General features: G+C 52.1%; 8 protein-coding genes. 5 read left to right on the forward strand and 3 right to left on the reverse strand.

The window, feature by feature from the left end:
- Positions 1 to 3 precede the first annotated feature (3 nt).
- From ACRRNK_RS02060 to ACRRNK_RS02070, 3 genes are read right to left on the reverse strand one after another with little or no spacing between them, the layout of a single operon-like run.
- A complete protein-coding gene (locus tag ACRRNK_RS02060) occupies positions 4 to 1,761 on the reverse strand; it encodes a hypothetical protein (protein ID WP_433945170.1) in 1,758 nt (585 codons plus the stop codon).
- Between the two features lie 11 nt (positions 1,762 to 1,772).
- A complete protein-coding gene (locus tag ACRRNK_RS02065) occupies positions 1,773 to 2,726 on the reverse strand; it encodes a hypothetical protein (protein WP_433945171.1) in 954 nt (317 codons plus the stop codon).
- The gene (locus ACRRNK_RS02070) at positions 2,723 to 2,872 is read right to left on the reverse strand and encodes a hypothetical protein (protein ID WP_433945172.1); all 150 of its coding nucleotides are present in this window, start codon (positions 2,870 to 2,872) and stop codon (positions 2,723 to 2,725) included. The genes ACRRNK_RS02065 and ACRRNK_RS02070 overlap by 4 nt, the downstream gene beginning before the upstream one ends.
- A gap of 299 nt (positions 2,873 to 3,171) precedes the next feature.
- Between ACRRNK_RS02070 and ACRRNK_RS02075 the strand changes: the two genes are divergently transcribed.
- From ACRRNK_RS02075 to ACRRNK_RS02095, 5 genes are all read left to right on the forward strand, one after another.
- Positions 3,172 to 4,950 carry a vWA domain-containing protein gene (locus ACRRNK_RS02075; RefSeq protein ID WP_433945173.1) on the forward strand — a complete coding sequence of 593 codons (1,779 nt, stop codon included), beginning with the start codon at positions 3,172 to 3,174 and terminating at the stop codon, positions 4,948 to 4,950.
- A gap of 446 nt (positions 4,951 to 5,396) precedes the next feature.
- The gene (locus ACRRNK_RS02080) at positions 5,397 to 5,546 is read left to right on the forward strand and encodes a hypothetical protein (protein WP_433945174.1); all 150 of its coding nucleotides are present in this window, start codon (positions 5,397 to 5,399) and stop codon (positions 5,544 to 5,546) included.
- A gap of 896 nt (positions 5,547 to 6,442) precedes the next feature.
- Positions 6,443 to 9,832, forward strand: a complete 3,390-nt coding sequence (locus ACRRNK_RS02085; RefSeq protein WP_433945175.1) for a tubulin-like doman-containing protein — start codon at positions 6,443 to 6,445, stop codon at positions 9,830 to 9,832.
- Between the two features lie 3 nt (positions 9,833 to 9,835).
- On the forward strand, positions 9,836 to 12,424 hold the full coding sequence (locus ACRRNK_RS02090; RefSeq protein WP_433945176.1) for a transcription initiation factor TFIID: 2,589 nt from the start codon (positions 9,836 to 9,838) through the stop codon (positions 12,422 to 12,424).
- A gap of 498 nt (positions 12,425 to 12,922) precedes the next feature.
- A complete protein-coding gene (locus ACRRNK_RS02095; protein WP_433945177.1) occupies positions 12,923 to 14,200 on the forward strand; it encodes a vWA domain-containing protein in 1,278 nt (425 codons plus the stop codon).
- The last annotated feature ends 65 nt before the right edge of the window (positions 14,201 to 14,265 follow it).

A 14,265-nucleotide genomic window follows, 5' to 3' on the forward strand; every position in this document is an offset into this window, starting at 1 on the left:
ATCCTACTCCTCCACCAACGTTACTTCAAATACTGGCAGAGATAGGGCCGTCTGACCTACAACAACTTCTTCATTTTGGCTGGCAAGAGTACCGGATACCGTTACTTGGCCTACCGACAGCAGGCTGCCTGACTTAAGCAGAACGTAGCTGTCGCCCAGCTGGGCAAGCGGCCCGCTATCCGTGATGCTCACGATGCTGCAGGTGAACCTCACCTTCTCACCCTGATGCTGGAGCAGATCATCTATAGCAATATCAGCATATTCGGGTGCAGTCTTAATCTCCTGATATTCATATCCGCTGCCCGTCCATACATATCTGGCACTTTGACCAGCTCCGGCCCCTTCGGGGTTCTGGACGAGAAGATTCCCCTCCTTATCCACCTGATAGCCATCCGCTTCCAGCTCAAACAGCTTGTTCAGGCTTCCCGCCTCGACCGCATAAGCCGCATATGTCGCTGATCGGGTCTGAGAATCACCCTCCACCAGCACAACAGGTCTGCTGCTTGTACTAAGCTTGTTCTCCATGGAGATGTGAAGAATCTTCCGGCCCTGCGGGAAATCAGCAGTAGATACCAGCTTGATCTGGCCCGTGGCATCCATCGCCGCGTAGTAGATGTGATTGGTGTCGTCTGAAGCGGCCGCATAAATCTTGGCCCCGTACAGGTTGCCTCCGCCAACTACATTGGTATAGTTCTTGCTGCTGTCCGCGGCCTGAAGCAGGCGGATCGGATCAGCCTTGGTCCAGGCCAGCTTGGCAGCGGCAACTTCTTTGGACGTGTCCCGGTACACGGCGACTGCTTCATACAGGGCAATCGCCTGCTGAAATTCCCCGCGTGCGACCATCCGCTTCGCTTTCTTGATCAGTCTGCTGTATTGCGTAGAAATATAGCCTGTTAGCGGCGATCTCATCTTGGCGGACTGTACGAAGTTAACAAAGTCGCGGGCATGGGAGGCGAAGGCCGTATAATTCTCTGTCTTTAGGTCTGAACGCAGCATTTGATCGGCCAGGGACTCGGCTGTCTTTTTGATCCAGGGTGCCTCGATGCCTGCTTCCTTATAGATATTCTTCATGGACAACGCCTCGTTCAGCATGCTCGTGAACATGCCGCTAGCAGATAGTTGCGTAAGCTTTCTGTTATCGTACTTCTTGAATGCTGCTGACAGGCTGGTCAGACGCTTATCCTTGCTCCCGTAGTAAGCCACAGGAATCTGCAGGAGCTGTCCCCTGAAAGACTCGTCCTGGTAGGTACGCTTCTCCAGATTATCGTTCATCTGGGTGAAGAAGCGCTGCTCATATTGCTTGAATTTATCCAGAAAATGATCCGTAACCTTGTAGGCTGAGGAGATTTGCTTGTAATAACTGCTATATTGCCCGCCTGTCTTCATATACTTATCACGTAGGGCAGACAGGTCCGCATAGGACTGAACCAGCATCGCAAAGTCATGATCGGAGCTCGGATTGGCGGACTGGGCGGCTTCATCGAGTCCGGCAAGCCGGCTTTTAATGTCGGTGATTGGCGCGAGTATGCCTAAGCGTGCGTGGATCTCATCCTCTTTGTACTCGATCCAGCGGTTGTTCCGGGCTTTCTGGTACCACGTCTCCGCCTGGATAAGGTCTTTCTTCGTGTAGGCACGCTCTGCTTCGGTGATCCAGGTCATCTTCTGCTGGATGTAATAACACTTGATAGCAATAAGTACGAGTAGGGCGGAGCATAGCACTATGAAAAGATTACGCAGGGTTAACCAATTTTTGATCGTCATTAAATATAGCCTCATAGCTGTTGACCATTTGTTTGGGTAGATTTGTGAAATTCAGGGTCCCACTGATACTTCGCATTATAAATCTCAGCCACTTCCGTGGCGAGATTACTGAACTGCAGATGTGGAACCCCCGTAACAATTCGGAACAGACGCAGGAACCGGTCTCTTGGCAAAAAGCGGGCGTATCTGCGAATGAACTCGGGATAAAGAGTTACGTATCTCTTCATCCGTACGATGGCGCCTACCGTTGCCGCAAGAATATCTCGTCCGTTCTCCATACTGAGGAACTCAGGCTCGTGGTCGAGGACATACAGCAGGGTTCGCTCCTTGATGAGCTCGGGCTTAATCCTCGCAATCTCGCCGATATATTCAGCCAGTCCCTCATCGAAGTCGAAGAGCAGAAGAGACTCGAGCTGCAGATCCATATCTCTGCGGAGAACAAAAGAACGAAGCAGCGAAATTTGCTGCAGGCGGTTACGGTCACTGTTCACAAGGGTTCCAATTTCACGCAGCATCTCGTATGCAAGCCGCTCATCCTGCTGCCGTATGCCGATTGCGGCTTCGATGTTCAGGCGCAGGCCGTCAATCAGCCGCTGCTGCTCCTGCCCGAACCACTTATGCAGCCTGCGCGGAGCTTCGGTGAGCGTCATCTGTCTCTGTACGAGCCACAGCAGCAGGGTTAACACGATTCCAGAACCGAGGCAGATCGCAATCTCCTCAAAAGTTGAGCTGAATAAAACCCCTGCCAGCGTCAGGAAAAGCGCGATTAACCGCTCGGTCTGCATAGAGCGTTTGGCCAGCCGAAGGGCCATTTTATCCACAGGCATGAAGGACGACTTCCCGCAATGCAGACACTCCTTCTCCCATAGAACTGTAAAGTTGTGACAGCTGCGGCACACCCTAAGCCGCTGATAGGCATAACGCGTTCGCCTTAAGGGAGTTATTTGTACAGGGATCTTCTTCATGAACGTTCCCGCCTGTCATTGATGATAGACAGCACCTGCCGGTCAATTTCCTCCTGAGGAAAGGGATGCTTGCGGTGATAATAATAGAGAATCGTGCGAATGAGTACAAAAAGAAACAAAATTCCAATACATCCGTATGCAATCATAATAAGGATCCTTTCTATCCTGGATGAGAGCTGTTTCTCGTCATTATAAAAGGGTTGGAGCGCGACTTCAAATAAGTAGCATCATAAGCTTTAGCGCCGCGTAACCGTGACATCCCGGTTTGAACTTTGCGGTGGTTAATTATATCATAATGTCATAGAGATGGTAGAATTAGTAAGAGATGTGTCGTATTATAGTAGGTTTCCGTCATTTTAACGCTATCTTAATATCTTCTTAATAAAAACTTAAGACCTGTTCCATAGAGTAGTATTATTCCGATTTTAAGTGAAGGGGTATCCTTATGCTTCCAAGAAAAAAAATAACGCTAACGCTGCTGCTCGCGCTCTCCCTGCTGCTTCCTTTCACAGGCAATCTTCAGGTCGCTGAAGCCGCACAGCAGTCTTCACAGATCGATGCCGTTCTGGTCGTGGACGACAGCAACTCGATGAATAAGAGTGACCGGAACAAAATCAGTAATGAAGCAATGAAGATGTTCATCGATATGCTCTCTGCCAAGGGAGATAAAGTAGGGGTTGTCGCCTATACGGACCGGATTCAGCGGGAGAAGGCGCTGCTGGAAATCCAGTCCGCTTCGGATAAAGAGGATTTGAAGCAATTCATTGATGGGCTTGACCGGGGCTCCTATACGGACATTGCTGTTGGTGTCAAAGAGGCCGTCAAGGTGCTGCAAAATGGCGCCGATCCGTCCCACGAACCGATGATTGTTCTGCTGGCCGACGGAAATAACGATTTCAACAAGGCTTCTGGAAGAACCCAGCAGCAATCTGATCAGGAGCTGAATCAGGCCCTTACTGAAGCGAAGAAAGACGGAGTTCCCGTCTATACCATCGGTCTTAACGCGGACGGCAAGCTGAACAAGGCTGCGCTTGGGGAGATTGCCCAGAAGACCGGCGGGAAATCTTTTGTTACCGATACAGCGGATGATCTGCCTCAGATTCTGAGTGAAATCTTCGCCAGCCACCTAAAGCTGAAGATCGTTCCGATCCAGTCGATTACGGCGAATGGGAGCTACCAGGATGTAACGGTGAACGTGCCAAACGCGAGTGTGCTGGAAGCCAATATTTCGATTATGTCTAGTAAGCCAGTCGAGGCGAAGCTGTATGATCCATCAGGGAAGGAAGTAGCTATTCCATCGAGTGATGTGCTGGTATCGAAGTCAAAGACCTATTCCCTGATCAAGCTGCTGAAGCCGGCTCAAGGGGACTGGAAGCTGAAGGTCAAAGGCGTAGCGAAGGACAAGATCGATATCAACCTGGTCTTCAACTATGATATGGAGCTGGCCATGGATCAAATCCCGGCCAAGACCTACAGCAAGGGCGATAAGATCGACATTAACTCGTACCTGATCAGCAATGGGAAGAAAATTCAGAATACAAGTCTGTATCAAGATATGAACGCGGTGCTGGTTGCGAAGGACCTGGACACTGGCAAGACCACAGAGACGAAGCTGGGGAATACCGGGGACCATTTCAAGGGCACTTTCGAAATCCCGGATAAACACGCTTATGAGATTAAAGTAAGAGCGGAGGAGAAGAGCTTCTACCGTGAGACTCCTCCCGTGAAGATCAGCGCCAAGCCGGGCGGGGCGGGCACAGGTGCCGCAGCAAGTGCGAATGATGCGGACAAGAAACCTTTTCCTACCCTAGCCGTTATTCTAGGTGTAATCGGTCTTGCTGCGGTCCTGGCTGCGCTCTACTTCCTGCTTCGGATGTGGAAGAAAGCGAACCAAGGCTTTGTCGGCCAGATCGTCATCGAGATTCGGGACGAGAACACGGGCGAGAAGACTTATCCGCAGTATAAGAAGCTTGCAGCCTTCAAAGGCAAGTTCAATCTCCACCAGCTGCTGCAGCTGGCTCCGGAGCTTCGGGAGACGGAGAAGATCATCTTCACGCCCGGTGCGAACGACCGGATCGTGCTGAAGAATACCAGCCCGAGCACCCTCGAGAAATCGGGCCGTGCGATCGACGCCACCAAAGGCCTCGAACTCAAAGGCGGCGACCGCCTGACCATCCCGTTGATCGGGGTGGATAAGACGATCTTCCTCGAGTATTTGGTGTGAAGGGTTAAGTTGGGCTGTTGAAGGATTCCTGCATTGGAGCCCGCTGCGCGGCCGGATCGTTCTTCCGATCGTTGTTGTCTCCCGATTTCCTGATTTTATTATCCCGCAAGGGGTAGAAATCGGGAGACAAAGACGAACGCTGTCGCTTCTACAGAACGATTCCGGCCACTCCGCTGGTTGCGTGGTGGCAGCTCCTTCAAAGGCTCGATTTAACATATGGAGAATGTGAAATTAGATCTGTTGAAGGTGCTGTAATGGAGCCCGCTGCGCGGCCGGATCGTTCTTCCGATCGTTGTTGTCTCCCGATTTCTTGATTTTATTATCCCGCAAGGGGTAGAAATCGGGAGACAAAGACGAACGCTGGCGCTTCTACAGAACGATTCCGGCCACTCCGCTGGGTGCGTGGTAGTAGCTCCTTCAAAGGCTCGATTTAACATATGGGGAATGTGAAATTAGATCTGTTGAAGGTGCTGCAATGGAGCCCGCTGCGCGGCCGGATCGTTCTTCCGATCGTTGTTGTCTCCCGATTTCTTGATTTTATTATCCCGCAAGGGGTAGAAATCGGGAGACAAAGACGAACGCTGGCGCTTCTATAGAACGATTCCGGCCACTCCGCTGGGTGCGTGGTAGTAGCTCCTTCAAAGGCTCAATTTAACAATTTTGTTGTTGGGCAGGGGGTGGTGCTGTAGGGAACGAGCCCTACAGCACGTAGTAGAAGGGCGAAGCATACATTAAAGACTTTATTGGTCTATGGTGATGCTCAGCTGGAGCAATTACTTCCCTCCGTACCTATAGTGCAATTTCGGTCTATGATTAAGATTTTGAGAGGAACGCAGGTGGCTTCTACAATTTCGGGTCACTTTGAAGAGTCAATGGGAGAAGGACGACGATCAGCTTCCTTTCAGGTTCGTTTGGTAGTCTTAGGGATAACCAAGCCCCATGTGAAAGGAGAGCTGGGTTATCAGTTGAGATCTCATAACTCGATTTAAATAAGTCTGTCGCTATATAAATTGGATTTAGAAGTGTAATTACGATTTTAGTACAGTTCCTTGTCAAATAAGCACTTCCGATATACAGTCTTAAGTTCGTTTTAATTTAGTTGCTATGCAATGTATCCTGCTCCAGCATGAACATAAATCGCACAAGCCCAGCGGAGCGGATGGAATCGTTCTGAAGAAGCGAAGCGGTCGCCTTTGTCTCTTGATTTCTACCCTATGGTTAGTCAAATCAGGAAATCGGGGGACAACAGCGATCGTAAGAATGATCCATCCGCGCAGCGGTCTTAGCACGAAATGGCTAGTTATATCAGAAAATCGCTGAAAACAGATCGTAAGAATGATCCATCCGCGGAGCGGTCTTTACCACACGAAGAAAGATTTTTACCAAACTAGATGCTTAAACAGCACATTTCAATATCGCTACTTAACGAACTCAATTTCGGAGCAAGCAGAAGAACAGATGAGCCTGCTCCGACCACTTAGGGGGTCAACATATGAAACCGGTAGTAAGAGAACATATTCAGCAGCTCGACGTATCACTGGGCGGAGGTATCGTCAGTGAGAAGATTCGCGTAGATACCATCGACAATCCGATCCTCATCATCGGCCTTGGCGGAACGGGGATTGATGCCCTGCTGCGTCTGAAATATCAGATTAACCGCAGATTCAAGCTGCCGGAGGACCCGATCTCAAAGAAAAGACAGGAGAAGCCGAACAATGTCGAGTTCCTTGCTTTTGAGACGAACGAGCAAGACCGCGGCAAGCGGTACAAAGGCATCGGCCTCGATCCGATTAACGAGTTCGTCCTTCTGTCCAATGCCGAGATCGGCGGGTTGCTGCAGAACCGCAGCATTCTTGAGCCTTACATTACAGACTGGCTGTCGCCAGAGCTGAGCATCACCGACGGCATGAACGGTGCCGCAGGGGTGCGTCAGGCGGGGAGACTGCTGCTTTTTACGAAGATTAATCAGGTGGTTCAGGCGATTGACAAGAAGATCAAGACGCTGTCCGTCGGCACCAACAAGAAGCTGATGGTGTTCCTGCTCACGGGATTGTCCGGGGGTACAGGCAGCGGGACGTTCCTGGACATTGCCTACATCGTCCGCGGCATTATCGAGAGGGATCACGGCTCGGCGGGGATTGACCGCGTCAATACGCTCGGTTACTTGTTCACGCCCGATATTAATCTGGCGAGCAAGTCCTTAAGTGAGCATACACGTGAATATATTAAAAAGAACGGTTATGCCGCGCTCAAAGAACTTGATTACTGGATGAACGTGGACAGCCGCGGCGAGCGGTTCCGTCAGCAGTACGGGAATATTCTGAACGTGAATTCCCCGCTGCCGCCGTTCAATCTGTGCCATCTGATCTCGGCCACGAATACCGAAGGCAAGCTGCTGGAGAACGCCTATGACTACTGCATGAACGTAACGGCTGAGAATATTACGAACTTTATGGCCAGCGAGGAGAAGCAGTCCGGCGAGGAATTCGCCATCCATGACTACATCAGCAACATCCGCACGAATATTGCGCAGATGAACAAGCTGTATCCGGCCAACTATGAATACAACATCATCGGGGCCTCTTCCGCAGTCCTGCCGATTGAGGAGATGACCACTTACCTGGCTTTCCGCCTGTTCGGCAAAATGGAGAAAATGTTCGAGAAGGCACCGACCCAAGACGACGTGGAAAAGTTCGCGCGCAAGCTTGGCATCGACCTGGATACGATGGTTAAGACGTTTGAGTCCCGCGTACCTGAGCCGCTTCCCGGCTACCAGAACAGCGAACGCCTGAGCTATAACAACGTGGTCAAGCAGCAGGTTGTCAACATGGATACCGAGCTGGAGCAGAATTTCCTTACCCGGGCCCGCGAGGAATACATTAAGGCGAAGAAACAGCTGCCGGGTGAAATTGTCGGACAGTTTACAGATCAGATACGCAGATTGTTCCTGCATCCGGAACAGGGTCCGTTCTATGTCTCCCGTCTGATTTATACGGAAAAGGGCTTCAGCCTGCTCAAGATGCTGCTGTCCTACATCGAGACGCTTCGTGAGAACCTTACTCGGATTCCGCGCGACATTGAAGCGGCCAGAGACCAGTCGGACGAGAAGCTTGGCGATGCCAAGAGCGCCTTCGTGTCCAAGGATAAGAAGAAGAACGCTTATATTGAAGCGAAGATCAATGAATATTGGCTGCATGCCGATGTGGAACGCACGGAGCAGATGATTGAATTTTACGAAGACCTGTACGACCTGCTGAACAAGGAAAATACCCGGATTTACAATGTGTTCACGGAAATTCTGAACGCGCTGAATTCGATTTTTGCCAAGAATGGGGACATTCTTCTGAACGGGGAAGAGCAGGAGGACCACAAAGGGAACAAGACGTATTACTGGAATATCGTCAGTGTTCCTGACATCTCTCAAGTGGTAGGCAGCCTCATGGAATCCAAGGACGTGGATGATCTGATCCGCGACTTCTCGCAGGAGCTGTTGGATCACTCCAATCAGTGGATCAAGGAGCAGGAGATTGACATTGTCAGCTCGATCAGCGAGTTCCTGACGGATAAATTCGGTGATCTGATCACGAAGTCGATGGAGGATTTCCTGCTGATGAAATACGGCCAGGATGAATCGATTGAGAAGTTCGTAGAGCGCAATATCGCCAGTAAGCTGGATGACGAGGCGGTTCCAGTCTTCCATTTGAGCAATAGCGCGGGCAATTTGTACTTCCCATCCTGGGGCTTCGTGTCGGTGCCGGTTCAGGCGCCAAGCATCCTCAAGGGGATTAAGAATTACCAGAACAATGCAGTGGGCAAGTCCCATTTCACCGTAAAAGAAAGCGAAGTCAAGAACCGCATCTTCTGGCTGAATACGAAGAACGGGGTACCGCTCTTCGTCTACACGCCGCTGAAGGTATATGAAGAGAGTTATGAACGCACGATTCTTGACAAGGAAGGCATCGGTCGTCACCTGGTGCAGACCGACAAGACGAACTGGACGTACCTGCCATCTCCGATTCCGGAGAAATCCTGGGGCGATGTGTATGCCAATCCGCGGGTTCAGGCCTACAACGCCCGGGTACGCCACGAATTTGATGAGGCGCTTGAGCTGAAGGTCATTGCGGAGAAAGGGATTGACCAGAACACCAGCAACCGGTATGAGGTTGTTCTAACCAAGCCGTTCAACCTGTCTGATGTGCTGCGGGCGTATGACATGCAGGTCTCTTCCAACAAGCCGAATCTCGGTGAGGTGAAGCGGGCGCTGAGTGAACTGAAGCGGCTGCTGTCACAGGGGCTGGAGCGCGAGGGCAACAGAGATATTTTTGGCAGCATTAATGAGGAAATGGCCAAGGAGAACCTGATCCGCTCACCGGAGCTCATCACCCGCGTCCGCGAGGAGCTTGCGAAGTACAAGGCTATTCAGGAGCAGGCGGCTGCTCTGGAAGCCTTGCTCGGACAGCATCAGGATGAAGAAAAGTGGCTGGATCAATTCATTGAAGCCTTATATACAAGCACGATTACGAAGAAGGGCGCGTTATACGTGTATGATCGTGACGAGGAGGAAGAAGCCTGGGAGCCGTTCGCGAATCTGATGAAAAGCCGGAATTTTGCCGAGTTCGAAGTGTATGGCAGCTTCCGCGCTCTGGATGAGAAAAGCCGCAGTACCCTGCTGCGCAAGGCGTCCCGCAGAGATGCGGAGCTGACAGCTTCCGAGGATATTACTCCGCTCTTGTCCAAGCTGGATGAGCTGTATGAAGCGTTCCTGGATGCAAGAGACCGGCTGGAATATGAGCGGGTGGAGCTGGCGAACGGAGAGGAAGCTTACCAGTTTTACAAGCAGATGACCACCAAGCTCAGCGATATTCGCAGAAGGTTGAAATAGCCTATGAGACAGCTACTGGAGCAGTATGCGGCGGATTACGCGGCGGCTGAGGAAGGTCTGACCGGCAAGCAGGATGACCAGAGCAGCATTCATTATCCTGCAGTCTATCTGTTCATTGGCGATAAGGTGGCGGAAGCCATTGAACCGATCATTCGGATTCACGATAAAAAATGGGATAACAGTGCAGGAGTCATGTATTTCCATCTGACTTCACAGGAGGGAGCGGCGGCAGGGGTTACGGCCGCCTTTTCCCCTTCTTATGGGGAGCAGAGGCCAGCGAGCGGGGAACGCGATAGAGATGGCGAACGAGATGGAGTAAGAGAGCGAGATAGAGTAAGAGAACTAGGTGGATTAAGAGGAGTAGATGGTGTAAGAGGGCTAGATGATGTAAGAGGGCTAGATGATGTAAGGGAACGAGAAGGAGCGCGGAAGCGGGAACGGGAGCATCCCCGGGTTGTCCGTTACTGCGTACCTCGGATCAAGACCGGGGATCCAGAGATGAAGGTGAAGACCCTTCGGCCGGATACGTACCGGGCATTTTATCAGGAGCCGGGCTCCGTGCTGGAACTGAACAGGGCGCTGCGCCGGGTCAGTCAGCGGATTGCTGACTATGGGCGCTTGTACTCTTCATTCGATCGTATTCATCTGTCTGTCATTACGCAGGCGGGAGATCCACTGAACGTGTTCGTGCCAGAGGTTACAGTGCTGGCGAATACGATCTTCGGCCAGTCCTTCAAGTCGGTGCAGACCGACTTGTTCACTCTGATTAGCGAACGCGAGGATGCGGAGGCATTCGGATACAGCGGAGCTGCGGGGATTGCTTTTCTGCGGGAGCTGGATATGATGCAGCAGTCCGATTATACCTTCTCGGCGCCGCTGCTCATGACGGAGGATGGACTTTCCATCCCGGTTACACATCCGGCTTCTCCGCTATTTGATCTGGTCTACGTGCTGTCTGACAAGAATGAGCGCGGGGTCAGCTCGCCCGGCGGGCTGCGGGATAATGACGAGATCATCTCCCAGATCAGCCTGCTGAAGAACCGTCAGAAGAAAGACTCGCTGTATGACTCGGTCTCGGGCGCATCCTACAATAACATGAGCTTCAAAAATAACATCATGACCGAATCCGGCCGCCAAGGCTACGTCTCCGCCGGCTTCTCCAAGGTGAAGCGTCCGAATGAGTCCATTGCCCTGACTGTGCTATACCACTTCTACCGGCAGCTTATCCAACGGATGAACGGCCCGCTGGAGTGGAAGAACAGTGACAAGCTGAGCTTCTTCGGTCTGGACCCGGATTCGCTCGCCGAGCAGGCGCGGCGGATCGTCCCGGACGAGACGCGGCTGGCCGATATGAATGGCATGATGACCCATGGGGTCAGCTATTCTTCGTTGAAGTCGATGACGCTGCGGGAAGCGGAAGCTGCGCTGTTCGGGGATGGCGGCGAGCTGTATTTCCAGGGCAACTATGTTCGTGAATCGGATAGAGCGCTCGCCGCGCTCCGGCTGGATGAGGAACTGGAAGTCACGGTCCGCAGGCGCCGTGCTCTTCACCCGCAGGTGGGTCTGTTCCACCTGGCGGAGTGGACAGATGAAGCAGGCGGTTCAGGCAGTCTGCGCGAGGCTTACCGCTCACGGATTCGTGAGCTGGCGGGGCAAGTGGAATCCGCGAAGGCGGAGCTGAGCCAGACCTATCAGGGTCTGGTGCAGGATCAGCCCTTTCAGCGGCTGCCGATGATGGATAAGCACAATGTGCGCAGCTTCATCAGGTATTTTATCGACCATGTCTATGCGCTTAAACTGTATATACTTCGCCTTGAAATAGAGCTCAAGCTAGCCCGTCAATATGAAGCCGTGCTCGATCTTCTTCATGAACGCTTGAGGAAGATGACACAGCAGCTTGAGGAACTCGAAGATACACTGCGCAGCAGCGCGCTTCAGAGCATTCGGCTGGCTGACGACTACATTGGCCAGAACATCATGGAGTATTACGAGCGAGTCACCGCAGAAGTCCTGGCTGAGCTGGAGGCGCGCCGGGGAGCGGACATTCTGTTCCAGGACCGTTATATGGGCAGTCCCGCCGAGATGCTGAGCGGGGGTATTCAGGGCTTAACGGAGCGGATGATCGCGGTATGCCGTAGAGATATCCTTACCAGTGAGCCGTTCTCGCAGACGTTCGAAGAGGAGCTGCTGCGGCGGGCCAATGTGACGATAGAGTACAACAATAAGCAGGTGCTCTCCAAGGATGAACTGTTCAAAAAGCTGTATCGTACCCTTGAAGAGCATGCCGTGATTCATGTGCGGCTGTTCGATTACACGCATGAGCACCGCTATGAGGAGAAATATTTCTTCGGGGATGCGGGCAGTGAATTCATGCGGTACGCACTGGGCGCGGATGAGACTTCCCGGATCTACAAGCTCGGCATGGTGCACGAGAACCGGAGCAGCGGGGTCGAGAAGCTGTGCCTGATGGGCGGCTTTCACCTAGAGGATCTGATGTTCTACAGGAACGGAAAAGTCTACTACGAGACCTATCTCCAGAACGGATATGAGTTCCATAGCACCGATCCAGAGCTGCTGCCGGAGCTGCGGTGAAACTACTAGTTATCCAAGGATGAAAAACAGCGGAGATAACGCTTGGTTATTCATCCAGGGATGGATACGCATCGGGAGACAACGTTGATTATTCATCTAGGATGAACAAGAGGTGAAGGTAGTTACTATGTTTTCATCCAGGAATGAAAAACAGCAGAAGGGGATCGCTAGACTTTCAGGGATGGAAAATAGCGGAGGGCAGTGCTATATAATTTGGGCTTAAGAATTGCTCCTGGGCAAGAGTGTGAAATGATTCTGGAGAAGCGGAGCGCTCGCCTACAAGCTTTCTGAAAGAAAGCTGCATCGGAAGCGTATTCTGTGTGCCCGGATTCTTACCTTTTATAAATTTAATAAAGGAATCTGGGCGCAACAGCGATCGGAAGAACATTTTACACGGCTCCCTGACGGCTGCCTGACAAGTGCATTCACGGGTTTTTCCCGATTAGCCGCTAAGTTTTTCACGAACCGGATGTTATATAGAAAGGGTGCATGCCTACAATGCAGCGTAAATTCAATCTGCTCTTAACGTTGTTCAGTCTGATCGGAGGGGTAATCGGCTTCGCCATCGGGGAGTGGCTGCTCGCTGAATTGGGCGGGAAGTGGCCTAATCTGCTGATCATAGGTCTATATTTCGGGGTCCTTGCCCTGTCGGTGGGGCTTTCTTGCCTGATTGCTGAGATGATCCTGCCGCGGCTGAACGGAACCTCATGGCGCCAGCGCTATGTAGATGCCTCATGGAAGCTGCTGGCGCCTGCCACACTGGTGATGCTGTTCGTGGTCTCCCTTGCGCTGGAGTTCGTCTATGAACTGAACGGGGGAGGCGTAAAACAGGTCAAGGACATCGCGATAGTGATCGACAGCTCCGGAAGCATGAACCAGAACGATCCGAAGAATGACCGTTATGAGGCAGCCAAGAAGCTCGTGGACAAGATGGACGGGGACAAAAGAGTCGCTATCATCACGTTCAACGATGGAGCTAATATCATACAGCCTTTCGTTCGCCTGAGTGATCTGGCTGCGAGAACAGGGGTCAAGTCCGCCATTGATTCCATCCCTTCAACGAACGGGGGAACCAACATCGGGCTGGCCTTGACTGAGACGATGAAGCATATCACAGATCAGAGCCAGGGCGGTCAAGGCACGATGGTTATTTTGCTGTCTGACGGTGTAAGCAACGTGGATCTGGACAGTACCTTGGCTGAATATAAGAGCCGTCATATTGCGGTGAATACGGTAGGGCTGAATCTGGTGGATTCCAGCGGCTCCAATCTGCTCCAGGCGATTGCTTCACAGACAGGGGGAAGCTACAGCAATGTGTCCAATGCGGGGAATCTCTCCTTCGTATTCCAGCAGATTTACGATACCCTTGGCGATCGCACTTTGGTCACCGAGCGTACAGGTCCTGCCGCGGATAGTGCCTATTATTCCATTGTGCGAATTGCAGCCCTGCTGATTATAGGCGTGGCGCTGGGGATTGCGCTGGGCCTCATGTTCGACAACCGGTATCTGGCGCGCAGCTTTGGAATTGGCGGCGCAGTCTCCGGACTGCTGGCCGGGCTTATCCTTGAGCTGGGCCTCAGCGGCCACGAGCATGCCGATGTACTCTGCCGTCTGACAGCGGATGTGGTGCTTGCCGCTGTCATCACGCTGTTCGCCTGGATCGTGCCGATCAAGGAGCATTACCGCTCTTCCGGAGGGAGTGCGCATGCCGGACGGAACCGGGGCGCAGGAAGCTTCGCCGGGAGGCCGAACGATACGCGCAGCAAGGGATTTTAATCAACCTGAGTAAGAACATTGTACGGCATAATTATTTATCTTGAGTTCACTCCAATATGAAAAAA

This window comes from Paenibacillus sp. SN-8-1, assembly GCF_050995535.1.
GTDB lineage: Bacteria > Bacillota > Bacilli > Paenibacillales > Paenibacillaceae > Fontibacillus.